Below are 20,732 nucleotides of genomic sequence, written 5' to 3'. Positions count from 1 at the left end.
AACGTTAGCCAGATGGAAATACCGCTAGGAAGTAATCACCTTGGCCAGATCTTTCTCCGACGCGCCGAGAGCAAGGAGCGAACGAATAAGAAGGTCAAGTGATACAGAAGGGTCACCAGTCTCCATCTTCGCGACGCGAGATTGGCTTGACTTGATGAGTTTCGCGAAGTCGGTCTGCGTGAGTTTCCGTCGCTGCCTACGCTTGCGAAGACTTTCGCTCAATCGAAACTTCATCTCAACGTACAAAGCTTCTTCAGGTGTGAGATCTAGAAAGTCCTCAGCGTTGCCGAACTTCCAGCCCTTCTTCTCTAACGCTTCCTTCTTTTTTTTACGCATCGTCATAGTCCTTCAGACGCCTCTTTGCTGCCTTAACAACGGCCTTGGGCGTCTGGGCCGTTTTCTTCTTAAACACCTCGGCGATAATCACGGCTTCGGGTGTCAATCGGTAAATAATTCGCCACGTAGTATTTTGATCAACGATTCTAAGTTCATGACACCTGGTTCCGATCGTCGGCATGGCTCGGGAGTGTGGCATTACAAGCGCCTCGCCCCGCTGCAGTTGTCGCAAAAGAAATCCAGCTTCCAATCGGGCAGACTTTCCGAACGGCGGCGATTTAACTTCGCCTTCGAGCCACACCAGTGGTTTATCTTTCGGGCTCACTGATATATACTATGTCTAATATGACATATTGTCAAGAATTAGTATCGCCAGAGGCTAACAACACCTTGAAGCTGTCAGTCTGATCTGTCACGACCCTTGCTGGCGCAAGGCCCGCGCCAGACCGCCCTGCAGCTTAAGGCAACGTTAGGCATGCAGGTTTGCCTTTCCCAATTGTTTGACTGTTGATGACCCAAAGGCGACACTCGCCAAACAAGTAGATTTCGTGAGAACAATCCTGAAAACGCCCCTTACCGATCCGAAGCATGACTGTAGTGGCTGGCTAACTCGGCGAAAGCGTGGCTCCCTGACATTGCTCTGGCTAGTTGCAGCACTGGGTACCGGCTGCACTACCGTCGACCGTTCTGGCATCGTCGGTCCGCCATATGTTGTCTCGTCGTCTCCGATTCGCATTGTCAGCGCCAATGACGGCGATTCCAACCGGCAGCGCGGAGAAGAGTTGCCCGATTCGATCACTGTGATTGATCTTTCTCCGGATGCGCCACCGTTGACACGGACGGTATCCGGGACCGTACCGAACACATTCGCGGGCGCACCCTTCTCCGCCATAGTACTGGACGGAAAGTACGCCGCGATCACATATCATCCCTGGGGCCAGGCGGAAAACACGCGCCTGCCAAGCCAGATCTCGCTCGTTGACCTGGACGCTCCTGATTTGCCAGTGGTTGCGACGTTGCCACTCCCCGATCATGCCTGGCAAGTTGCGTCGCACCCCGACGGAGAAACGCTAATCGCGATAAGCGATCATCAAATCCATCTTATAAGCGTCGAGGCCGGTGGGCTGGAAATTGTGGCACAGAGCGAGCCGTTTCCACTGTACTTTATATCCTTTGCGATAAGTCCCGACGGGCACTCCATTATTGTCACCGCTGCCGAACAAATCGCTTACTCGGCGGAAGTCGAGTTGCACCTCTTCGTACTCGAAGGCAACACTGTCCGTCATGCTTTGCAGATCGGAGTCGATCCGGAAGTGGGTGAAATCGATCAGCCTTTCGCACCTCGTTTCAGTCCGGACGGCTCACGCGCACTCGTCCTGAATGGTCTAGGGTTAGCAGCCAGGCCACCGCTCGACGCCGTGCTTAGTATTGACATGACACTCGAAACTCCAAAGGTGACTGAGGCGATCCCCAGTGTCGCACAGGGGCTCGAGAGTGCCGCCTTTCATCCAAGCGGTGACTTTGCGGTGATTACCTGCATTGATGGTCCCTACGTTGGACATCTCGCGGTCGTCGACCTCACCGTATCGCCGATGCAGCTCCTCTACTATCTCCCAATGGCATTCGTACCGCAGGGAATTGAATTCAGTCCTGATGGTGAAATGCTGTTTGTGCAAGCGAACATGGCACACCACATCGATGTGTACAGCGTCACAGGGATGAAGTTGGTTCGAAGTCCGTATGTACTCCACACCGGCGAGGGTCCGGCATCCATCGCATTGAGCCCACTCTTGGAGACGCAGTGACCGCTAATGGCTGCGGGTTGGAATGCCATTTGAATACAGGCTCTTGAAGTGAAGCGCGCTGATGCCTAACAAAAAGATGGAGCTGACAATTGCAAAAGCCGCTCGTTTGGCTACGCCAAGCCTCCCGTCACTTGCAATTGCAGCTGATCTTTAACGTTAGACGGATCTGAAGAACCGAGGCCTTGCATGGATACCGTTAAAGCAGTAAAATAGCTCCATGGAGTTCCGTGGATGATCGTCTCCTTTGGGGACAAAGCGACCGCGGCGCTGTATCACGGTGAACGTGGCAAGGCGATTAGGAAGTTTCCTCCCGATATTCGTAGTACAGCACTCCGGAAGTTGGATGTTTTGAACGGCGCGAGGGAACTCAAGGATCTGCGATCTCCGCCAGGCAACCGACTGGAGGCGCTTCGTGGTGATTTGGACGGGTTTCACAGTATTCGGGTCAACGTTCAGTGGAGAATTGTGTTTCGCTGGGTTGATGGAGATGCTCAAGAAGTGAGCGTGGTCGACTATCACTAGTTCAGGAGACGAGATGCTACCGAAGCACAGAATTCCGACGCACCCGGGCGAGATCCTGCTCGAGGAGTTTCTGAAGCCCTTGGGAGTAACTCAGGTTGCGTTCGCAAGCCACATCGGTGTGTCCGTCCAGCGAGTGAACGAGCTCGTCCGGGGCAAGCGTGGTATTACTCCAGAAACAGCCTGGCTTTTGTCACAAGCACTCGGCACGACACCACAATTCTGGGTCAATCTTCAGACGAATCACGATCTAGCTTTGAGCCGTCCCCGAAAGACGATCCGAAAGGTCCGGCGGGCAGGCTAAGGTGTTCTGTGGCGGCGCACCGGCTAACAAAGTTTTGCAACTGACGATCTATCTTGTCACGGCCCGTGCATGCGCACGGTCCGCGCCAAGCTAGCTCGCAGCTGAAAACAACGTTAGGCGGATATCCGGAAGTGAGAAGCAGGTGATCAACATCAGTCGGTCCATGAGAACATCATTGCTTGTGGCACTAATCCTTCTCGGCCTAGCTGCCTGCGCTACGAGGACGAATTCGATGAGCCAGTCGGAGTTGACCAACTTCGCAACTCGCTATGCCGCAGCCTGGAGCAGCCAGAACCCGGAAAACCTGGCGTCGTTCTATGTCGAGGAGGGATCCCTCACCGTCAATGCGGGTGATCCAGCTGTTGGACGCACGGCGATTGCCGCCAAGGCCAGGGGGTTTATGGAGGCGTTTCCCGACATGGTCGTTACGATGGACTCCGTGAGCCAGGGAGAGAGCCACGCGACCTTTCACTGGACGTGGACGGGAACGAATACCGGCCCCGGAGGAACGGGCAGGTCCGTTCGAATCAGCGGGTACGAGGAGTGGGTGCTTAGTGACAATGGCCTAATCGTAGAATCGAAAGGGCACTACGATGAGGCGGAGTACCAACGCCAGATGAACGGGGTCAGCGGTGAGCGCAAGCCTACCGCCTAACAACCGGTTGCAGCGGACGGTCCGTTGCACGGCCCGCCGCTGAACCGAACGCTTGGCGGTAGAAACACGATGCAGCTTGCGAACTTCTTAAATGATCTTTCAGCGTGGGCCGAATCACGCTCCGATGTGTTGGGGCTGGCCATTGTCGGATCTCATGCTCGCGGCTCTGCTCGTCTGGACTCGGACGTTGATCTGGTTGTTCTCTGCGAGAAACCAGCAGCGTTGGCAAATCGCAAAGACTGGGTGGCACGGTTTGGTGAGGTGCGTCAGGCTGTGCCCGAGGAGTATGGAGTGGTTCGTGCTGTGCGAGTTGTCTACGAAGATGGGCTGGAGGTAGAATTTTGTCTCAGCTCGTTGGAGTGGGCTAACATCCCGCTCGATGCGGGGACAAAAAGGGTGATCTCGGATGGCATGCGCATCCTCTATGACCCGGGCGATCTTCTGCGAGATGCTGAGATCGCAGCTGCCGCCTAACAGCGCCTTGAAGCTGCCGGTCCGTCCTGTCACGGCCGATGCGTCCGCAACGCCCGCGCCGGGCCGCCCCGCAGCTTAAGGCAACGTTAGGTGGCACTGAAAGGTCTTCATGAGTTGCGCCGCACTGATCATCGATATGCAGGAGGACTTCTTCGCGCATGAGAGACTTTCTCAACGCCGAGCTGTTCTTACGCAGCACGTAAACGACCTTGTTGAGATCTGTCGCTTAGGACGGGTTCACGTCGTATGGGTAAAACAAGAATTCGCGCCTGATTTGAGCGATGCATTGCTCGAGGTCAAAAAGAATACAATTCACATCGTGATTGCGGGAACGCCAGGCGCTTCGATATTGCAAGAACTTGACTATCAAGCATCTGATCATCTCGTAGTAAAGAAACGGTACAGCGCATTCTTCGGAACCGACCTTGACAGTTTGCTTGATCGGATACAGCCGGCTCAGCTAATAATCGCTGGAATCAACACGCATGCATGCGTAAGAACCACGGTTATCGATGCATATCAAAGAGATTACGAGATTGTTCTGGCTCGCGATTGTATTGAGTCGCACGATGGCGAGCATCACGAGGTATCGTGGAGGTATATGGACGGGAAGCTCGCCAGAAGCATGAGTAACGAACAAATCGGTTCGTTAATTGCCGATGCCACCTAACAAGAGCTTCCAGCCGACAAAGCCGTTCGTCACGGCCCTGGCTGGCGCCAGGGCCGCGCCAGGCCACCGTGCAGCTGACCCGAAGAACGTTATACGCACATGAGAAATGTAATATCAAAGTTCATAGTAGTCCTCGTGGTTGTCCTACTATCTCCCGCCTTAGAGGCTGGGGGCATGTCGCGACCTACATCAGAACTATGCTCTCCTGCTCGGATCAACTTGGGCGACCTTCTAACAATAAGGATTCCGAATCCATCGTTGGATGAATTGGCTGTTAGCGATCCTCTGGGGAGATGGTTCTATCTTCAAGGGTCAGGTGCGATCCAACCTCTACTAGGGAAGCGTCAATTCGCAGAAGCCGAAAAGATCACATTGGACACCTCCACTATTGCCGGCACGCTGCATAAAGATGGAGTTGGAGTGCAGTTGCTGGTATTCACGATGCCTGGTCAATACAGAGTTCATCTTGCCGATAACCTCGAAACGGAGCCAGAGAACGCCTTATACTTCGAGTGTCAGGTAATCGTCATTGAGCGTGGTGGCGTATAACAACGTCTTCCATCTGCCGATCTGCCTTGCCATGGCCCGTGCATGTGAACGGTCCCCGCCAAGTCAGCTCGCAGCTGAAAACAACGTTAGCCAGGCGAAGACAACGCGCGGTTGCTGAGGAGAAATGAATGAAGGTCGCGGTTGCCGCTCTACTCATCTTAGTTGGTGCTGCCGAGAGTAGCGCGCCGCAAATTGCGGGTATTCAGCGTCTCGCATGGCTGCAGGGCTGCTGGGAATCGGCGTCTCCGACGACCACAATTGAGGAAAATTGGATGTCGCCGCTCGGCAAAAGCATGGTGGGAGTTAGTCGCACCGTTCGCGCCGACAGTCTGGTCGCATTCGAAACCATCGTCATTCGTGAACAGGGTAGCCGCCTAGTTTATGAAGCATATCCTTCGGGGCAAGCTCCCGCCGCTTTTCATTCTAAAGATATACGTGACACCGCTGTAGTGTTCGAAAATCTGACTCATGACTTTCCGCAGCGTATTGGGTATCGGCGCAACTCATCCGACTCGTTGACGGCGTGGATCGAAGGAATTCAAAACGGGGAACAGCGACGAATAGAGTTTTTGTACAGTCGCGTAGAGTGCACTAACAATTGAAGTACGGCTGGCTAACAAGAGTTTTCACCTGCAAAGCCAACATTATCCGGACATAACGAGGTCCATTGTGACGAATCAACTGACTTCTATTCTGATGGTACTAGGTTTGGTGGCAACTTCATTGGGATCTCCAGCGATCGCAGGTAAGGGAAAGGGGGATCCCCCGATAGCCGTTCGCTACCTAGAAATCGTCAGCAACGACGTAGACACATTGACTCAGCTCTACGAGCGCGTGCACGGTCTTTCGTTTGGCCCCCCCGACCCCGATGCCGGACAGGCCCGTATAGCGACTCGAGGGGACGGAACTCTGGTGGGTATTCGGAAACCGCTGGCGGAGCATGAGCAGCCGATCATGCGAACCTACATCGCAGTCGAAGACATCCAACAAGCAGTCAAGGAAGCCGAGGACTCCGGCGCGACTATTGCCTATCCTCCGACCGTACAAGGGCAACACGGCACATTTGCGATCGTGATCCAGGGCGACATACAACACGGCCTATGGCAGCGCTAGCTCCTTCCGGTCGAGCTTGCCACGGTCGCGGGGCTAGCCACCGATTACTGGTGGCTCTTAGCTTCACTCAGCGACTTGCGAATGGAGAGCAAGACAGCGGTCGGCGCATAAGATGAGGCGGAGAAAAGGCCAGATAACATAGAATTGCACCAGACGGCCACGCCCCTTGCGTGCGCAACGGTCGCGCCCGAAGGTTAAGGCAACGTTAGGCATACCGGAAGAGACGGTCGAGATGGCCAAGTGCGAATTATGCAATTCGACTATTATCTTCGGCGGCGTCCGAGACAAAGAGCTTCGGTTTTGCAGCGAGAAGTGCCACAATCAAGGTGCGTTACTCGTCGCTTCGCAACAAGTCCCGGAGAGTGTAGTTCAGCAAGCTGTGTGGCAAGTTCATCGAGGTCCCTGCCCGAAATGCCAAGGAAGTGGACCGGTCGATGTTCATACAAGTCACCACGTGTGGTCGGCGTTGATATTTACGTCGTGGCAAAGCACCCCTCACATTTCGTGCCGTCGATGTGGCATCAAAGAGCAGTTGAGCGACGCGGCGGTTTCTTTTGCAATTGGTTGGTGGGGATTTCCGTTGGGGTTGGTTGTGACGCCGGTGCAGATTGTTCGGAACTTCGTATCCATGGTGCGGGGACCGGATCCAAACGAGCCGTCAGCAGAACTCTCAAAGATCGTACGGTTGAACATGGCTTCACAAACCGTCGCCAATGCTCAAACCCCGGGGTTGGATGCCTGACACGTGGATGAACCTTCGAACCAACTCGTCACGGCCCGTGCGTATGCACGGTTCGCGCCCATTTGGTTCGCAAGTTGTTCGCAACGTTAGACCGCAACGGACAAGCTCTTGAGAAACTACCATCACGCAAGGTTGTCGATGACACTCGTCGTCACTGTCGTAGCCGCGACAACTGTGTCCTGCCAGTCCTCACCTGTGGATGGGGAATCGGATGTAGTCGCGCTCCGAGCGTTGGACCAAGCCTACGCCAGCGAGTGGATCGCGGGCGACGCCGATGGTGTGATGTCACTGTTTACCGCGGATGCCACGCTCGTACCGCATCACGGCGATACGCCGGTCGTGGGTCGTGCGGCGATCCGTGACTTCTGGTTCAACCCGGTGTACCCGCCGACAGTCGTCCCCGCCTGGACCAGGAATACAGAGGAAATCGTTGTGTCCGGCGATGTCGCTATCGTCCGGGGCCGTTCGGTCCTCACTTGGGAGTACGACGGTATTCGAACCACGATCCCCGAGGGGAATTACGTCCTAGTCGCAGTGAAACGCGCTGAAGAGTGGCGTATTCGGCTGCTAACCTGGAACGACGATCCTCGCGAGTGGCTGCAAGAACCCATCAAGCAGGACTAATAGGGAAATATGGCGTTGAACCATCCGGGGAGTTCTATGCCACACTATTCGACAACTCGATCGTCCACACCTGGACTCGCGATGCGTTGGTGTTTGGCGGCCGTGATCTTGTCTCTCGTCTCGTGTGGAGGAGGGGGCGGAGCAGAGCCGGTCGCCGGCAACCCACAGGTAGACTCGATGTTCGCGCACTTTGCCGCGGATGATTCCCCGGGCGCATCGGTCATGGTCGTACGTGACGGAGCCGTCGTGCATTCCGCGGGATACGGCGTCGCCGACCTTGATGATGGGTCGATGATGAGCCCTTCGACTCCGGTTCGTCTCGGGTCGGTCTCGAAGGCGTTCACGGCAATGGCCATCGTGATTCTCGAGGAACAGAGTGCCTTGACGTTTGACTCTCCCGTCACGGAGTGGGTGCCTGAGCTCAGACGCTTCCCGGGCATCACGGTCCGGCACCTGCTGAACCACACGTCCAGTCTCCCCGACTACTACGGTAACGGTAGCCCTCTCGAGGGAATGGCCACGGCGGACGGACGCCAGGCTCCCCTTCAGAACGCCGAAGCCTTCTCGGTTTACGAGGCGTGGGGTGAACCGGTCTTCACACCGGGCGATCGCTTTGAGTACTGCAATCCCGGATATGAGGCGCTTGCTCTAATCGTAGAACGGGTCTCCGGAACGACATTCGCGCAGTTCCTCGAAGCGGAGATCTTTACACCGCTCGGAATGACTACGGCAGCGGTACGCGACCTACCGAGCAAGCGAATCCCGAATCGGGCTATTGGCTACGCTCCGATCGAGGATGGTGGTGGATGGCAGGAGTCCGATGATCATTGGGGCAATTGGCTCGTAGGAGCCGGAGGGATCTACGCCTCACTCGAAGACCTCTTCAAGTGGGACCAGGCTCTGTACCGTTGGGCAGAAACCGGAGCACGTACGGACGAAGCATTCTCGGCGGCGATACGGCCATCCTATTCCTGGACGCGGAGTAGAGCGCCGCGAGCACGCCACCCAACAAACGCACGCACCTGATAGCCAGCGTATAATGCTGCAAGTGGATTCACTGAGAGCTACGAGCATGCCTAGACTCTCCCGAAAGACTATCGCCACCAATCTCAAGACTGCCATCCCTTGCATTTTAGTAGGTGGAGCACTTGGAGCGTTGGTAGGCGGGCTGCTCGATAATACAGTCATTGGAATTCGAGTTGGAGTTATTGCCGGAGGCGTGGTCGCTTATATAATTCTGATGATGAAGTCGGATTAGGCAGTGCCTCGTAACAAGCGCATGCGCCGCGCCCGCAGCTGAACACGAACATTAGACTGATATCAGATTGACTAAACACTCCTTCTTCCGCAAGAAGCCTGGCGTCGTCGGATTGCTATCTGCTGCGGGCACAGTTGCGACGATCGCTTCGATCGCCGGCCTGGCCGGCCAACTCTCGTGGGTTCTAGATCTCGCCTCACATTTCCGCGTCCAGTACTTCGTCACCCTCGTTGTCGTGGCGACTGCCCTTGTTGCAACTCGATCGTATCGGCTCGCAGGTCTATTCTCTGCGATGGCACTTCTCAACCTCGTGCTCGTACTTCAGCTCTACATGGGAACGCCATCTGAACCTGGTTCGCAAGGTCGGCCGTTGAGCGCGATGCTGATTAACGTGCACAGCAGTAATACTGACCACGCCGCCGTGCTTGCCGGTATTAAGAGACACGACCCAGACTTCGTGTTGATTCAGGAGGTCAACCAGCGTTGGTCCGAAGCGCTCAACGCGATTAAAGACCGCTATCCGCACGTCGTAAGTAAGCCAAGAGAAGATAATTTTGGGATGGTGCTGCTCAGTAAGGACGCCCCTCTTGATAGCAACATTCTCGACGTTGGAAATATCGGTGTACCAACGATTCTCGCGAAGTTCGCTCTGGATGGGCGCGCATTCTTTATCTTAGGAACCCACACGCTTCCACCGGTCGGTTCGGAGTACGCCAGAATGAGAGACCGGCATCTTGCCGAAATACCACGGGTCACTGCAGGCTTGGATGCTCCTGTCGTAGTCCTCGGTGATCTGAATACCTCCCCCTGGTCGTATCACTTCAGGAAGCTGATCCGGGAGTCTGGGCTACGAGATGCTTCGCGAGGACATGGAGTTCAAACTACCTGGCCGACCCACCTCTTCCCGATGCTGATTCCGATCGACCATTGTCTTTATTCGTCCGGAATCAAGATCCTCGACAAAGAGATCGGAGGGCGAAATGGCTCGGATCATTACCCAGTGATCGTCGATTTTTCGTTATTGGGGCCACAGCCTGACTAGGTTTTGCAGCCGGACTGCTACTCGAGAAACTCCAGAGCGATTCGATTCAATCTGCCGCGTGGCCAGCCCCTTACTAACGACCCTTTACGGGTTCCCCGACGTCAATACTGAAATGAACCGTGACCACGGCGTCCGTGACGTCGATTACTTCTGCATTGACCGTAGAATCGAGATAACCGCAATCGGCCAGGAGGTCCCGGACGGCCTGCTCAGCAATCGGAAGCTTGCGAAGGTTTGATGGTCTTCCGGACCTCGCGCTCAACGCTAAATCATCGAATCGGTCTAGAGCGAGCTCAGGATCGAGAACGTTCGTGTCATCGAACGTAATCGATTGCACCAGCGCCAATTCCCGAACCGTGAATGTTAGGACCTTGTCTCCTGACGCCAGAGTAATTGCGTCGAAGTCGATCTCCTCGAAGAACCCGAGGTCCCAAAGGACGTCAAGACGGGACTGAAGGTGCTCGAGGTCATACCTGGCACGGAACCCCAACCCCAGCGCGTGTAGAAAGGCCGGTTCGCTCATGCGGTTCAGGCCGTGCACATTGATGGATTCGACGACGGGACCGTCAGGATTGCCGGCCGATTGGCATACGTGGGGAGACTCCGTTGGCTGCTGTGGTTCGCCTGCACCGCTCGACAGGCAAGACGCGACGAGGACGACAGATATGAAACTTATTCTCACCGGAAGAGCCCTCCAAGTTTGCTCTCCGAGTGTACACCGGCTCGCTACGAACGCCATGTGTCAGACTTGATCTCGGTTGTAGGTGATGCCGACTAACAAAGTCTTGCACTTGACGGCCCGCATTGTCACGACGGTGGCGTAAGATAGATCGACACATGGTTGCGGCGTCCGGCCGCAGCGGGGCTGGAAGTGAGGCATGACTAACCTCCCGGAAGTGCGACGCTCGAGACTCGGCCTTGTCGTGTTCGGGATCGATGCGCTTCTGTCGATCGGCTTTGGCGTCGCCTCGTGGCTCTATCCCCTCTCCACCTACGCCACCATCGTCGATCTGGAGGATCCGGGGACGAGTCCCGTGACAATGTCGGCCTTGTCTGGGCTCTCAGTCTTCTATGTGGTCATCGGGCTCGTATGCCTGTGCGCCGCCTTCATGCCGCGACGACAGGCGCTGGGTCTCGCGCTCGTGATGCTTGCGCGCCACGCCTGGATTGGCATCCACGGCTATCGAGGCATCGGGCAAGAATGGCTCATCGGCAATCCGTGGCCCGACATCGTCATTCATGGTGCATTCGTTCTGGCGTATTCCTTCTTGGTCCTCCTGGCGGTCCGCGGCTCATCGGGATCGAGCGAAGAGTCGCCATCCGAGTCCAGGCAGGCCGGCAGATGAACCTGTCGGAGCATTACGGATCCGGTCGATTGCCATAATCTCCGGTTACCATGAGACAGAGTGGGAGGGTTCCCTTGAAATCATTTCTTGGTCTTATCGGCTGGTGCATCTTGTTCGTTCTGTGTTGGCCAGTGGCGCTATTGGCGCTGGTTCTTTGGCCGGTGATATGGGTGCTCTCGTTGCCATTTCGGCTGTTCGGCATCGGCGTGAATGCCGTGTTTGCTTTCTTGCATGCCGTTTTGTTTTTGCCAGCGCGCTTGCTCGGCTACCGAAAGCGAGAGAAAGGCGAGTTGATCTAGCGAAATGGGCGGCCATCCGTCGCCCAACCGGAGGTTTAAGCAGACATGTTCCTTGGTCACTTTGGTGTTGGTTTCGGAGCCAAGGCTGCAGCTCCCAAGGTGTCGCTCGGCTCGCTCTTTCTTGCGTCGCAGTTCATCGACCTCCTGTGGCCAACACTCCTGCTCGTCGGAATCGAGCGTGTGGTCATCTCCCCTGGCGTCACGCGCGTCACGCCCCTCGATTTCACGCACTATCCGATCTCCCACAGCCTCCTGGCGGTCCTCCTCTGGGCCGTCATGTTCGGAGCCGCGTACTACGTCGTCCGCCGTTACTCAACGGGTGCATGGGTCTGCGGAGCCGCCCTACTGAGTCACTGGATTCTCGACCTGTTCGTACACCGTCCCGATCTCCCTCTCGCACCCGGCACCGACCTCCGGCTCGGCCTCGGGCTGTGGAATTCGACGATCGCGACCCTCGTACTCGAGTTGGCGGTTTTCGCCATCGGCGTCAGCCTGTATCTCCGTCTGACCCGGCCCAAAGACCGCATCGGCATCGTTGGCCTCTGGGCTCTGGTCGGGTTCCTCCTGCTTGTCTATGCCGGCAACGTGTTCGGCGAGCCCCCTCCCAGCGTCACAGCCCTGGCGTGGGTCGGCCAGGCTCAATGGCTGATCGTAGGATGGGGCTATTGGATTGACCGGCACCGAGAGGTCGCTCACGAGAAGACACCTTAGGCCAATGCATTCCGATGTACACACGAGAGGGGGTTTGACGCACGATGAGAATCAAGGCAGCCGTAGTTAAAGCCGCACGACAGCCGTTCGTGATCGACGAGATCGATCTCGAAGAGCCCAGAGCCAACGAAGTCGTCGTGCGCGTCGTCTCCTCCGGCATCTGCCACACGGACCTCGCCACACGCGATGGCGATTACGAGGTTCCAATGCCGTGCGTCCTCGGACACGAAGGGGCCGGGGTCGTCGAGCAGGTGGGGTCTCACTGCACGACCGTCCAGCCGGGCGACCACGTCGTCATCGGCTTTAACACCTGCGGCAAGTGCCCGGCGTGTCTATTGAGAACGCCATATTGTGAAGACGTCATGCGTATTCGCCTCGGGCTCGACCGGCCCGACGGCAGCCCCACCATGAGCAAGGGGCAAGACGCAGTTCACGGCAATTTCTTCGGCCAATCGTCGTTCGCCACGCACGCACTCTGCGAGGAAGAAAGCCTCGTGAAAGTGCGCCGTGATGTTCCGCTAGACATCCTCGGCCCCTTCGCCTGCAGCGTCGAAACGGGCGCCGGGGCCATTTTCACATCGCTTCGCTGCGCGCCCGGCTCGAGTCTCGCCGCCTTCGGCGCAGGAGCCGTCGGGATGTGTGCCATCATGGCGGCGCGTGTCGCCGGATGCACCACCATCATCGCGGTCGACGTGAAAGACAACCGGCTCCGCTTGGCAAAGGAGCTGGGGGCCACGCACATCATCAATGCGGCCTCGGCGGATCCCGTGCAAGAGATCCAGCGCATTACCAAGGGTGGAGTGAACTACTCCTTCGAGAGCACAGGGGTCACGAAGGTCATCCGACAGGCGGTGGATGCGCTGCGGCCCCTGGGTGTGTGCGGCATGGTTGGACAGGTTCCACCTGGGGAGGAAGTGTCGCTCGATCCCTGGACGATTCTTCTCGGCCGGACACTTCGCGGGATCATCCAAGGCGACGCGATTCCGCAGATCTTGATCCCACAGATCGTCGACCTCTACCTGCAGGGCCGCTTCCCGATCGACCGCTTGATCGAGTACTACCCACTCGAGGAGATCAACAAGGCCGTAGCCGATAGCGAGCAAGGGGCCGTGATCAAGGCTGTGCTTCGTCCCAATGGGACCTAGAGATGGCGTGGCTCCGGAGAAGCACCGAGAACACATGTTGAAGGATCTCGAAATGACACGTCGAAGAACGCAGGCCATGGAGGTGGTACGTCGGGTAGAGGCCCACCTTCGGAAATGGGATCCAATCGGGGTCATGGTCGGAGAGGGCTCACCGGTCGATGAGTACGACTCCTATGCGCCGCGCATCGTGTCACTCCTCACCGCTGGAACATCTGAGTCGGAACTCGCCGCCCATCTTGAATACGTCCGCACGGTTACGATGGGTCTTCCCACGGACCCCTCTCGGGACCTGAAGTGTGCTCAGGAGATCCTCGCATCATGGCCAGAAGCGCATGACGAACAACGTTAGCTACACGAAGAGGTGAAGCATGAGTACCGCCGCTACCTTTGCCGCCATCGTCGCTGGAAAGCAGGCTCAATACCTCCGGCGATTCCAGGAGGCAGGTGCCACGGAACAAGCGAGAGCTGTGGCTCTTGAGGAGATCCACTGTGATCGGTCAGCCGTCTTCCAGGCCCTTGTGGATAGCGGTGTGATGATCGAAGTGACGAGTGGCAAGTACTACCTGGACTTGAAAGCGGCAGAATCGTCTGAAGCGCGTCGTAGGATGGTAACTCTGGGTATCATCATTGTGGCCATCATCATTGTTCTTGTGACTCTTTGGGTGCGATGAGCGATCGGCAGCTAACTCGCCAGGCCGACTAGTGACTGATTCGCTGTACTACCGAATAGCGGCCGACGTAGTGCTCGCAGTTCACGTCGGCTTCGTCCTCTTCGTGATTCTCGGTCTTGTTCTCACCCTGATCGGCGGCGTTCGAGGTTGGAGCTGGGTCAAGAACCCATGGTTTCGCCTGGGTCATTTGCTGGCTATTGGTGTCGTTGTGGCTCAAGCATGGCTAGGGGAGATTTGCCGCTTAACAACCCTTGAGATGGCGCTCCGATCTCGCGCCGGAGATGCCGTCTACAGTGGTAGTTTCATCGCCCACTGGATGGAAACTCTCCTCTACTACGAGGCGCCGCTGTGGGTTTTTGCGATTGGCTATACGGTGTTCGGCTTGCTGGTCGTGGCGAGTTGGTTCATCGTTCCTCCCCGGCGACGGGTCCGACACAATCGAGCGAAGTTGAAAGAAACAGAGTAATTCGGAGTAGGCATGGCTAATTACATCGACGGATTTGTTCTTCCCGTTCCGCGCGATCGCCTGGACGCGTACAAGCGTCTTGCTGAAGCGGTGGCAACAATTTGGAAGGAACATGGCGCGCTCGACTACCGGGAATATGTCGGTGACGATATGAAATTGGAGGGGACGCGCTCGTTCACCGATCTCGTAGCTGCAACGGAGAATGAAACCATCGTGTTTGGATGGGTGGTATTTGCTTCTCGTGAGGCACGTGACCTGGCAAACGCAAAGGTCGCGGCTGACCCACGGATGGCAGATTTGATCGACTCATCGAATTCAGGTTTTGACGCTAAACGGATGGCATACGGTGGGTTTCAGTCGATGTTCCGGTAAGCTGGATAACAACCGCGTGCGGCCAACGGTCTAACCCGGCTCGCAGCTAACTCGAAATGTTGGGCATACATGACCCCCGACGACGACATCCTTGTAGCGTTTGAATTGCACGCGGTCGATCGCATTTGCGCCGTCCTCGATAACGGACTGGACGTCCAAGTTCCCGTTAGAGGCAAGTCTCTGGTTAACTGGCTTACCGAGATGTACACAAGGTCGGACAGATTTCCCGAGTGCCTTCGCTCGCTGCTTGAACGAGGAGCCGAGTTGGACGACCCGCGGGTTGCGTCCGTGCTTCTCGACGATGCCGCTTCACTGGCGGCCGCGATTCGGGCCAATCCGTCACTCCTGGAACACCGTACGTCCATGGTTTCGGCCTTTACTCCCTTGGTTGGTGCATCGCTACTCCATGTAGCTGCGGAGTATGGACACCTTCGGGTCGCCCGAGTTCTCCTCGAGATGGGCGCGGAGGTCGATTCCCGCGCGGCGGTGGACGACTTTGGGTTGAATGGACACACCCCGTTGTTCCACACGGTAAATTCGAACGGAAACCGCTCGGAGCCAGTCATGCACCTCCTCCTGGATGCCGGCGTGCGAAGTGACATCCGTCTTCTCGGCATCACGTGGGGCAAGGGCTTCGACTGGGAGACGACCTGTTTCGACGTGACGCCTGTCTCGTACGCTCAGCTCGGACTTCCTCCACAGATGGCTCGTAGTGATCGAGATGTCTATGCCAACGCACGAAGCTTGCTCGAAGCGGGGGGACGACGCGTCCCCTCTCTGGAGAATGTTCCGAACAGATATCTGCAAAAAGAGAATGACGCCTAATCACGTGCAACAACAGACGGAGAAAGCCATTGCTCGTCCTCGCTCTGATTCTCACGCTCACTGGAAGCACAGGCGCTGACGAACCGGCGGTGCCCTCTCACGGCACTATCTGTCTGGCTCCCGTCAAGGACGATGGTGATCCTCGCGGCTATTACTCCGAGCACTTCAGCGTCCGCGTGGACGATGGCGATTGGTTCGACGTCCCATCTGACAAGCCGTTCTCCATCGGCGAGTTGGCCACGCAAGAAAAGCACTTGGTGTCGGTCAGGGACGGTGACATAACGATCGAGTCGTTTTGGTTCAGGTTCGAGCAATACGAGTCCCCCGATCTTTGCCTGTGGTACAAGCCGTGGTATCGCACTTGGTCCCTGTGGCCCGCATCCAATGCCGGCAAGAAGTGTCGCTGCGACGTCGGTCAACGCAGGCGTACCGGCTAAGCATCGCGTGCAGCCGACGGCCTGACCTCGCACGACGCCGGCTCCCCTTTTCGCGGTATGCTCTTAGCACTTCTAACCCGCCCGATTACCGCTTACTCGCCAGTGCCAAAGCCGAGGGGGTACAATCCCCAGAGTCGAAGCAGGCCGCGCGGGGCGGCTCGCAGTTGACCGAAAGAACGTTAGCCAAGCACAATGAAACGAATGCGACCCGTAGTCTTCATCGGCTTCATCACAGTCATTCACTTCGTCGTTAGCTTCGCACTTTTCATGTACGTCATCGGAATGGGCCTGCCGGCATTTGACGAATTCCGGCCTCGGACCGCGAGTGAATCACTGATAGACGGGGTCGCGACGGTTGTGCTTGCGCCGTTCTCGCTCGTCGGAGATGCGATACCGCATGACTGGTTTCCTGGTCGATCGTTCTTCGTCGTTCTTGTCGCCAACAGTTTGATTTGGGGGCTATTGGCATATGCGTTGCTCGTTGCCTACCGTCGCTGGAGAATCTCTCGGCATGCCGGCTAACTAGCGCCCGCATCTGAAGACGACGATAGAATAATCGACAGGCATCGACGCCATATTTACGGATACCCCATGACGGATCGACGTATCGACGGATTTTTTTATGGACTGTTCATGGACAGTGACGTTCTTCGCGGGAGCCAAGTCGTGGCAATGAATCCACGCCGTGCCTACGTTGACGGTTACATGCTGTGTATCGGCCGCCGTGCCACGCTCGTTCCGACTCCTGGCGCCCGAGCGTACGGTATGGTGTTTGCGCTGACTCACGACGAACTCGAAACGCTCTATACCGCCGCTGGCCTGGAACAATATCGACCGGAAGCGATACTCGCCCATTCAATGGAAGACGAGACCGTGCCCGCTTTGTGTTACAACCTACCCGAAGCACCGGGGCCCGACGAGGCCAACCCTGAGTATGCAGCACGCCTTCGAGCGGCCCTCGGCAAACTTGAGTTTCCGCCCGAGTACATAGCGTCTATCTCGTAGTGGGGTGGGCGCAAAACAAGGCGCTCCAGGTGCCGCCGCTTTCGCGGCGAACCCGAGCTTGACGGTATATACAGATGACAACCAACTGCCGCCGACTATCGCTTGTCCTGTTTTGCGTCGTAGCGATTCATTGCACCAATTCCGTCACACCCATCCCGCCGGACCCCGCGACTGTGCACTCAATTGACGTTTATCAGAACGATACAGTCATACATGTGATTGATAGCGCCGCGACGATCGAGGAGATCGTTCGGATACTCCGTGAGGATGTGGCCGATTGGGCCTACCCGGACAAGCCTCTCGCTCCGGCTGTCGCCCTCGCATTATTCAGAGGACCGTCCAACGAGATCCTCTATGAGCTTCGAATAGGTTCGAACTGGATAAGCGGTGATGATTCGACGATGGATCGACCCAACCCCCGAGTTGGGACGGTTGACTCAAAACATCTAGAGCGACTAGAGAATCGATTAGGTGTGTAATGGCACATGACAAATCGTCGAATCGATGGATCCTGAGGCGACCGTCGACCACCGCACATCGGAGTTTCAAATGAAGCGAGTGACTGGCATCGGCGGAATCTTCTTCAAGGCCAAGGACGCACCTGCGCTGCAGGCCTGGTACAAGCGTCATCTCGCCATCGATGTCCAGGCGTGGGGCGGTACCGCGTTCACCTGGACCGACTCGGATGGCAAGCCCACGGGCGGAACGACCGTCTGGTCCGTTGGTCCGGAGGAAGGCGACCAATTCGCTCCAAGCGAAGCCCCGTTCATGATCAACTACCGCGTTGAAGACCTTCACGCTGTGGTTACGGCGCTCAGGGCGGAAGGCTGCAACGTCCTCGACAAGATTGATGAATCTGAATACGGCAAGTTTGCCTGGGTCATCGATCCTGAGGGGAACAAGGTCGAATTGTGGCAACCCCCTGCCGGTCAATGAAACACGCCCCGCCCCCTTGGGGGCTGCAACTTGCCGCCGCTTTCAGCATCGCGCTTGGTCCGTTTGGCGCCTGGCTGTACGAATCGGGTCATCTTGACTTATTCGGAGACGCCTACCTGCTCAACCTGTGGGTCGTCGTGGCCCTGGCGATCGCCGGGATGGTCGTCGGCGCCTTCGCGGTGTTTCGTGGGGCTCGCCTGCTCGGTGTGGGGAGCCTGGTGCTCAACTCGGGTGTCGCTGCACTTTACGGATTTCTCGGAGTGTTTTTTTCTCTTGGAGGAACTCGATAGGAAAGCCCCTTAGAGTGTAGTGATGACTGAAGCAGGAGATTCAAACCCGTGCCGACAAGGAGCGCTCTAGAATGATCAAGATGGTGATGTGTGTTTGTCGACACCCGGATATGACCCGTAAGCAGTTTCAGGACTACTGGCTCAACAAACATGGTCCGTTCTTTCAGAAGAATGCCGCGGCCATGAGAGCCATAAAGTACGTGCAATCTCACACTGTAGATACGCCCCTGAACGACGGGTTGAGAGCTTCCAGGAGTATGCTGCCCGAATACGATGGCGTGGCAGAAGTGTGGTTCAAATCAGAAGCAGATCTGATGGAAGCAATGAGTTCGCCTGAATGGGAGAAGTTAGGGGCCGCGTTGCTCGAGGATGAAGGGAACTTCATGGATCACTCGAAGTCCTCGGCGTTCATCGTTAGGGAGCATGAGCTTTAGAGGAGGAGTTGACATGCCATTCGCCCTGGCAATTTTTGCAGTGATCATCATATTGGCGTCAGGCTTCGCCACATTGTTCCCGTCCGAACTCCTGGACTATGCCGTTGAGTTTGTGCAAGGCCCAGGTCTATGGTGGGCTGCCGCTATGCGTCTGGCATTGGCGATCGTCTTGTGGTTCTCTGCCCCAACCTCCCGCACGCCGATCACATTCAAAGTGCTGGCCGTCGTCGCGCTCCTTGCGGCGGTAGCCATCCCGATCGTGGGATCCGAGCGCCTGGTATCTGTGATCAATTGGTGTGCCTCGCAGCCGCTGGGGGTTGTGCGAGTGCTAACGGCTCTGGGAGTAGCATTTGGAGCGTTCTTGCTATGGTCCATAAGGTTGGTGAAGTCGAGGCCCTCTTCCGCTACCCCGTGAAGTCCATGGGCGGCGAAGCTCTTGAGGAAGCCGAGCTCGGCTGGCACGGTCTTGACGGCGACCGGCGCCTGGCCTTTCGTCGGATTGACGACCGCCGTGGGTTCCCCTGGCTGACTGCCACCAAGCTTTCACTGTGCAGCATCGATACGAAACACTCATGGGCGACATCATCGAGATCCAGGGAAGTTCCGGCCAACGGCGGCTAACGGAGTTTTGCGGATGACCACACATAGCCTTCCTTCCCGAGATCTAGACAAGTCGGGGCACGAGTGAACTGCCCCGGTTGTCACGGTCGCGCGATCGGCTTCTGGCGATGGTCTGTCGGGCTCAACGCCTTCCGATACACGTGCGAGTCCTGCGGGGCGGGACTCAAGGCGAGCCCGGCACTCTGGGTCGGGTTTGTCGTCACCATACTAGCGTCTTTTCTGGGTTTGATTCCGTTCAGCGCCGGCATCGAACGCCTCGTGACTTCCGAGAACGGAGCATGGGCGTGGATCATGACGGGACTTGGGATCATGCTGTTCTTCGTTTTCACCGGTGGCATCGTCATCTATTGGCTGTGCGGGTATAGACTCCGGCGTGAAAAGGACGACGCGTTTTAACGAATCACGCGTCACCGCGCGTCAACTCGCAACGCAGGAACCAAAACCCCAGGCGGTTCGCCGCATCCTTGGGCGCGCGACTGTAATACAACTCGAACAACCGATCGTCTTCGACCCGAACGCGGAAGAAGATCCGGCCAACGCCCCACGACCCGCGACTCTCGGCGGTTTCTCTGTGTTCGGGACGCATGTTCTCGGCGAAGCGGCCCTTTCGTTTGAAGTCGCTCCATTCCTCGAGAACCTCGACGACGCGCAGGGTCTCCTTCCCGAGTCGGAGCACGTCCGGACAGTGGGGGGTCTTCTTCAGGGCGGGAGCCTCATCGAAGCTCACCTCGATCTCCCGGCCGATGTAACGCTTGGGTTGGAACACGCCGCCTCTTCCGAACGATCACTCTACACCCGCTGAGGCACGGGCGGGAAGTCACGTCGCCTGACCCTGTATACTCGACGTTCGACCGACCTAAAAACGAGGCAATGCAGCATGATCAAGAATCGCTCCAAACAGACGACCGTTGGAGCGTCGGTCGCAGTCGGCACCGCCCTTGGCGCTGCATTCGGGGTAGCGTTCGGTCAACTGGCGCTTGGCGTGGCGCTTGGCGTTGCAATCGGGGCGGCGATCGGGGCGGCGAGGAGCAAGCGCTCCAACGAGGACAGCCATGAAGAGGATGCCTAGCACGCGGCTGGATG

Annotated in this window: 34 protein-coding genes; 30 read left to right on the top strand and 4 right to left on the bottom strand. The window is 57.0% G+C overall.

What is annotated here, in order from left to right:
- Positions 1 to 24 precede the first annotated feature (24 nt).
- Positions 25 to 336 (bottom strand): helix-turn-helix domain-containing protein, encoded by a 312-nt coding sequence (locus OES25_14035; protein ID MDH3628762.1) that lies wholly within the window; start codon positions 334 to 336, stop codon positions 25 to 27.
- Positions 329 to 661, bottom strand: coding sequence for a type II toxin-antitoxin system RelE/ParE family toxin (locus OES25_14030; GenBank protein MDH3628761.1), 333 nt, complete (start codon positions 659 to 661; stop codon positions 329 to 331). The genes OES25_14035 and OES25_14030 overlap by 8 nt, the downstream gene beginning before the upstream one ends.
- 223 nt (positions 662 to 884) lie before the next feature.
- Between OES25_14030 and OES25_14025 the strand changes: the two genes are divergently transcribed.
- From OES25_14025 to OES25_13970, 12 genes are all read left to right on the top strand, one after another.
- Positions 885 to 2,141 (top strand): hypothetical protein, encoded by a 1,257-nt coding sequence (locus OES25_14025; protein MDH3628760.1) that lies wholly within the window; start codon positions 885 to 887, stop codon positions 2,139 to 2,141.
- 231 nt (positions 2,142 to 2,372) lie between these two features.
- Positions 2,373 to 2,663 carry a type II toxin-antitoxin system RelE/ParE family toxin gene (locus OES25_14020; GenBank protein MDH3628759.1) on the top strand — a complete coding sequence of 97 codons (291 nt, stop codon included), beginning with the start codon at positions 2,373 to 2,375 and terminating at the stop codon, positions 2,661 to 2,663.
- A 13-nt stretch (positions 2,664 to 2,676) separates the two neighbouring features.
- Positions 2,677 to 2,964: a HigA family addiction module antitoxin gene (locus OES25_14015; GenBank protein ID MDH3628758.1), complete on the top strand. Its 288-nt coding sequence runs from the start codon at positions 2,677 to 2,679 to the stop codon at positions 2,962 to 2,964.
- Positions 2,965 to 3,196: 232 nt separating this feature from the next.
- Positions 3,197 to 3,619 carry a nuclear transport factor 2 family protein gene (locus OES25_14010; protein ID MDH3628757.1) on the top strand — a complete coding sequence of 141 codons (423 nt, stop codon included), beginning with the start codon at positions 3,197 to 3,199 and terminating at the stop codon, positions 3,617 to 3,619.
- Between the two features lie 69 nt (positions 3,620 to 3,688).
- On the top strand, positions 3,689 to 4,093 hold the full coding sequence (locus tag OES25_14005; protein ID MDH3628756.1) for a nucleotidyltransferase domain-containing protein: 405 nt from the start codon (positions 3,689 to 3,691) through the stop codon (positions 4,091 to 4,093).
- A gap of 109 nt (positions 4,094 to 4,202) precedes the next feature.
- Entirely contained in the window at positions 4,203 to 4,763 is a 561-nt protein-coding gene (locus OES25_14000) for a cysteine hydrolase (GenBank protein ID MDH3628755.1), read from the top strand.
- A gap of 258 nt (positions 4,764 to 5,021) precedes the next feature.
- Positions 5,022 to 5,312, top strand: a complete 291-nt coding sequence (locus OES25_13995; protein ID MDH3628754.1) for a hypothetical protein — start codon at positions 5,022 to 5,024, stop codon at positions 5,310 to 5,312.
- Between the two features lie 128 nt (positions 5,313 to 5,440).
- Positions 5,441 to 5,914: a DUF6265 family protein gene (locus OES25_13990; GenBank protein ID MDH3628753.1), complete on the top strand. Its 474-nt coding sequence runs from the start codon at positions 5,441 to 5,443 to the stop codon at positions 5,912 to 5,914.
- Between the two features lie 67 nt (positions 5,915 to 5,981).
- A complete protein-coding gene (locus tag OES25_13985) occupies positions 5,982 to 6,425 on the top strand; it encodes a hypothetical protein (protein ID MDH3628752.1) in 444 nt (147 codons plus the stop codon).
- Positions 6,426 to 7,305: 880 nt separating this feature from the next.
- Positions 7,306 to 7,791 carry a nuclear transport factor 2 family protein gene (locus OES25_13980; GenBank protein MDH3628751.1) on the top strand — a complete coding sequence of 162 codons (486 nt, stop codon included), beginning with the start codon at positions 7,306 to 7,308 and terminating at the stop codon, positions 7,789 to 7,791.
- Positions 7,792 to 7,872: 81 nt separating this feature from the next.
- Positions 7,873 to 8,817, top strand: coding sequence for a beta-lactamase family protein (locus OES25_13975; GenBank protein ID MDH3628750.1), 945 nt, complete (start codon positions 7,873 to 7,875; stop codon positions 8,815 to 8,817).
- A gap of 299 nt (positions 8,818 to 9,116) precedes the next feature.
- Positions 9,117 to 10,091 carry an endonuclease/exonuclease/phosphatase family protein gene (locus OES25_13970; GenBank protein MDH3628749.1) on the top strand — a complete coding sequence of 325 codons (975 nt, stop codon included), beginning with the start codon at positions 9,117 to 9,119 and terminating at the stop codon, positions 10,089 to 10,091.
- Between the two features lie 73 nt (positions 10,092 to 10,164).
- Here OES25_13970 and OES25_13965 read toward each other — a convergent pair whose 3' ends face one another.
- On the bottom strand, positions 10,165 to 10,830 hold the full coding sequence (locus tag OES25_13965; protein ID MDH3628748.1) for a hypothetical protein: 666 nt from the start codon (positions 10,828 to 10,830) through the stop codon (positions 10,165 to 10,167).
- Between the two features lie 139 nt (positions 10,831 to 10,969).
- On the opposite strand from OES25_13965, the gene OES25_13960 reads away from it, so the two are divergent.
- The 17 genes from OES25_13960 (at position 10,970) to OES25_13880 (ending at position 20,045) form a co-directional block, all read left to right on the top strand.
- Positions 10,970 to 11,437, top strand: a complete 468-nt coding sequence (locus OES25_13960; GenBank protein ID MDH3628747.1) for a hypothetical protein — start codon at positions 10,970 to 10,972, stop codon at positions 11,435 to 11,437.
- A 74-nt stretch (positions 11,438 to 11,511) separates the two neighbouring features.
- Positions 11,512 to 11,736: a hypothetical protein gene (locus tag OES25_13955; protein ID MDH3628746.1), complete on the top strand. Its 225-nt coding sequence runs from the start codon at positions 11,512 to 11,514 to the stop codon at positions 11,734 to 11,736.
- 45 nt (positions 11,737 to 11,781) lie between these two features.
- Positions 11,782 to 12,447, top strand: a complete 666-nt coding sequence (locus OES25_13950) for a metal-dependent hydrolase (protein ID MDH3628745.1) — start codon at positions 11,782 to 11,784, stop codon at positions 12,445 to 12,447.
- Between the two features lie 44 nt (positions 12,448 to 12,491).
- Positions 12,492 to 13,592, top strand: a complete 1,101-nt coding sequence (locus OES25_13945) for an NAD(P)-dependent alcohol dehydrogenase (GenBank protein ID MDH3628744.1) — start codon at positions 12,492 to 12,494, stop codon at positions 13,590 to 13,592.
- Between the two features lie 52 nt (positions 13,593 to 13,644).
- Positions 13,645 to 13,941 (top strand): hypothetical protein, encoded by a 297-nt coding sequence (locus OES25_13940; protein ID MDH3628743.1) that lies wholly within the window; start codon positions 13,645 to 13,647, stop codon positions 13,939 to 13,941.
- Between the two features lie 19 nt (positions 13,942 to 13,960).
- A complete protein-coding gene (locus OES25_13935) occupies positions 13,961 to 14,263 on the top strand; it encodes a hypothetical protein (protein ID MDH3628742.1) in 303 nt (100 codons plus the stop codon).
- Between the two features lie 31 nt (positions 14,264 to 14,294).
- Complete coding sequence (locus OES25_13930; protein ID MDH3628741.1) at positions 14,295 to 14,729, top strand: DUF2784 domain-containing protein; 435 nt, start codon at positions 14,295 to 14,297, stop codon at positions 14,727 to 14,729.
- A 12-nt stretch (positions 14,730 to 14,741) separates the two neighbouring features.
- Positions 14,742 to 15,101 carry a DUF1428 domain-containing protein gene (locus OES25_13925; protein MDH3628740.1) on the top strand — a complete coding sequence of 120 codons (360 nt, stop codon included), beginning with the start codon at positions 14,742 to 14,744 and terminating at the stop codon, positions 15,099 to 15,101.
- 564 nt (positions 15,102 to 15,665) lie between these two features.
- Positions 15,666 to 15,926 carry a hypothetical protein gene (locus OES25_13920; GenBank protein ID MDH3628739.1) on the top strand — a complete coding sequence of 87 codons (261 nt, stop codon included), beginning with the start codon at positions 15,666 to 15,668 and terminating at the stop codon, positions 15,924 to 15,926.
- A 29-nt stretch (positions 15,927 to 15,955) separates the two neighbouring features.
- Positions 15,956 to 16,363 carry a hypothetical protein gene (locus OES25_13915; GenBank protein ID MDH3628738.1) on the top strand — a complete coding sequence of 136 codons (408 nt, stop codon included), beginning with the start codon at positions 15,956 to 15,958 and terminating at the stop codon, positions 16,361 to 16,363.
- 201 nt (positions 16,364 to 16,564) lie between these two features.
- The gene (locus OES25_13910) at positions 16,565 to 16,885 is read left to right on the top strand and encodes a hypothetical protein (protein ID MDH3628737.1); all 321 of its coding nucleotides are present in this window, start codon (positions 16,565 to 16,567) and stop codon (positions 16,883 to 16,885) included.
- 69 nt (positions 16,886 to 16,954) lie between these two features.
- Positions 16,955 to 17,368 carry a gamma-glutamylcyclotransferase gene (locus OES25_13905; GenBank protein MDH3628736.1) on the top strand — a complete coding sequence of 138 codons (414 nt, stop codon included), beginning with the start codon at positions 16,955 to 16,957 and terminating at the stop codon, positions 17,366 to 17,368.
- Between the two features lie 549 nt (positions 17,369 to 17,917).
- A complete protein-coding gene (locus tag OES25_13900; protein MDH3628735.1) occupies positions 17,918 to 18,304 on the top strand; it encodes a VOC family protein in 387 nt (128 codons plus the stop codon).
- A complete protein-coding gene (locus OES25_13895; GenBank protein ID MDH3628734.1) occupies positions 18,301 to 18,594 on the top strand; it encodes a hypothetical protein in 294 nt (97 codons plus the stop codon). Before OES25_13900 ends, OES25_13895 begins: the two co-directional genes overlap by 4 nt.
- A gap of 71 nt (positions 18,595 to 18,665) precedes the next feature.
- A complete protein-coding gene (locus tag OES25_13890) occupies positions 18,666 to 19,028 on the top strand; it encodes an EthD domain-containing protein (GenBank protein ID MDH3628733.1) in 363 nt (120 codons plus the stop codon).
- Positions 19,029 to 19,394: 366 nt separating this feature from the next.
- Entirely contained in the window at positions 19,395 to 19,649 is a 255-nt protein-coding gene (locus OES25_13885; protein ID MDH3628732.1) for an MOSC domain-containing protein, read from the top strand.
- A gap of 63 nt (positions 19,650 to 19,712) precedes the next feature.
- Complete coding sequence (locus tag OES25_13880) at positions 19,713 to 20,045, top strand: hypothetical protein (GenBank protein MDH3628731.1); 333 nt, start codon at positions 19,713 to 19,715, stop codon at positions 20,043 to 20,045.
- 4 nt (positions 20,046 to 20,049) lie between these two features.
- On the opposite strand, the gene OES25_13875 is transcribed toward OES25_13880, so the two are convergent.
- Positions 20,050 to 20,415 (bottom strand): DUF6504 family protein, encoded by a 366-nt coding sequence (locus OES25_13875; GenBank protein ID MDH3628730.1) that lies wholly within the window; start codon positions 20,413 to 20,415, stop codon positions 20,050 to 20,052.
- A 111-nt stretch (positions 20,416 to 20,526) separates the two neighbouring features.
- Between OES25_13875 and OES25_13870 the strand changes: the two genes are divergently transcribed.
- On the top strand, positions 20,527 to 20,718 hold the full coding sequence (locus OES25_13870) for a hypothetical protein (GenBank protein ID MDH3628729.1): 192 nt from the start codon (positions 20,527 to 20,529) through the stop codon (positions 20,716 to 20,718).
- Positions 20,719 to 20,732 lie beyond the last annotated feature (14 nt).

It is taken from the genome of Acidobacteriota bacterium, assembly GCA_029861955.1.
Taxonomy (GTDB): domain Bacteria; phylum Acidobacteriota; class Polarisedimenticolia; order Polarisedimenticolales; family Polarisedimenticolaceae; genus JAOTYK01.
Note: the sequence above shows the minus strand (reverse complement) of the source record. Positions and strands in the feature narration are given on the sequence as shown.

Excerpts from the sequence above, each read along its gene's own strand:
- OES25_14035 (MDH3628762.1), bottom strand. The coding sequence starts at position 336 with ATGCGTAAAAAAAAGAAGGAAGCGTTAGAGAAGAAGGGCTGGAAGTTC.
- OES25_14020 (MDH3628759.1), top strand. The coding sequence starts at position 2,373 with ATGATCGTCTCCTTTGGGGACAAAGCGACCGCGGCGCTGTATCACGGT.
- OES25_14015 (MDH3628758.1), top strand. The coding sequence starts at position 2,677 with ATGCTACCGAAGCACAGAATTCCGACGCACCCGGGCGAGATCCTGCTC.
- OES25_14010 (MDH3628757.1), top strand. The coding sequence starts at position 3,197 with ATGAGCCAGTCGGAGTTGACCAACTTCGCAACTCGCTATGCCGCAGCC.
- OES25_14005 (MDH3628756.1), top strand. The coding sequence starts at position 3,689 with ATGCAGCTTGCGAACTTCTTAAATGATCTTTCAGCGTGGGCCGAATCA.
- OES25_14000 (MDH3628755.1), top strand. The coding sequence starts at position 4,203 with ATGAGTTGCGCCGCACTGATCATCGATATGCAGGAGGACTTCTTCGCG.
- OES25_13990 (MDH3628753.1), top strand. The coding sequence starts at position 5,441 with ATGAAGGTCGCGGTTGCCGCTCTACTCATCTTAGTTGGTGCTGCCGAG.
- OES25_13980 (MDH3628751.1), top strand. The coding sequence starts at position 7,306 with ATGACACTCGTCGTCACTGTCGTAGCCGCGACAACTGTGTCCTGCCAG.
- OES25_13975 (MDH3628750.1), top strand. The coding sequence starts at position 7,873 with ATGCGTTGGTGTTTGGCGGCCGTGATCTTGTCTCTCGTCTCGTGTGGA.
- OES25_13965 (MDH3628748.1), bottom strand. The coding sequence starts at position 10,830 with ATGGCGTTCGTAGCGAGCCGGTGTACACTCGGAGAGCAAACTTGGAGG.
- OES25_13960 (MDH3628747.1), top strand. The coding sequence starts at position 10,970 with ATGACTAACCTCCCGGAAGTGCGACGCTCGAGACTCGGCCTTGTCGTG.
- OES25_13950 (MDH3628745.1), top strand. The coding sequence starts at position 11,782 with ATGTTCCTTGGTCACTTTGGTGTTGGTTTCGGAGCCAAGGCTGCAGCT.
- OES25_13945 (MDH3628744.1), top strand. The coding sequence starts at position 12,492 with ATGAGAATCAAGGCAGCCGTAGTTAAAGCCGCACGACAGCCGTTCGTG.
- OES25_13940 (MDH3628743.1), top strand. The coding sequence starts at position 13,645 with ATGACACGTCGAAGAACGCAGGCCATGGAGGTGGTACGTCGGGTAGAG.
- OES25_13935 (MDH3628742.1), top strand. The coding sequence starts at position 13,961 with ATGAGTACCGCCGCTACCTTTGCCGCCATCGTCGCTGGAAAGCAGGCT.
- OES25_13925 (MDH3628740.1), top strand. The coding sequence starts at position 14,742 with ATGGCTAATTACATCGACGGATTTGTTCTTCCCGTTCCGCGCGATCGC.
- OES25_13920 (MDH3628739.1), top strand. The coding sequence starts at position 15,666 with ATGCACCTCCTCCTGGATGCCGGCGTGCGAAGTGACATCCGTCTTCTC.
- OES25_13910 (MDH3628737.1), top strand. The coding sequence starts at position 16,565 with ATGCGACCCGTAGTCTTCATCGGCTTCATCACAGTCATTCACTTCGTC.
- OES25_13905 (MDH3628736.1), top strand. The coding sequence starts at position 16,955 with ATGACGGATCGACGTATCGACGGATTTTTTTATGGACTGTTCATGGAC.
- OES25_13900 (MDH3628735.1), top strand. The coding sequence starts at position 17,918 with ATGAAGCGAGTGACTGGCATCGGCGGAATCTTCTTCAAGGCCAAGGAC.
- OES25_13895 (MDH3628734.1), top strand. The coding sequence starts at position 18,301 with ATGAAACACGCCCCGCCCCCTTGGGGGCTGCAACTTGCCGCCGCTTTC.
- OES25_13890 (MDH3628733.1), top strand. The coding sequence starts at position 18,666 with ATGATCAAGATGGTGATGTGTGTTTGTCGACACCCGGATATGACCCGT.
- OES25_13885 (MDH3628732.1), top strand. The coding sequence starts at position 19,395 with ATGGTCCATAAGGTTGGTGAAGTCGAGGCCCTCTTCCGCTACCCCGTG.
- OES25_13870 (MDH3628729.1), top strand. The coding sequence starts at position 20,527 with ATGATCAAGAATCGCTCCAAACAGACGACCGTTGGAGCGTCGGTCGCA.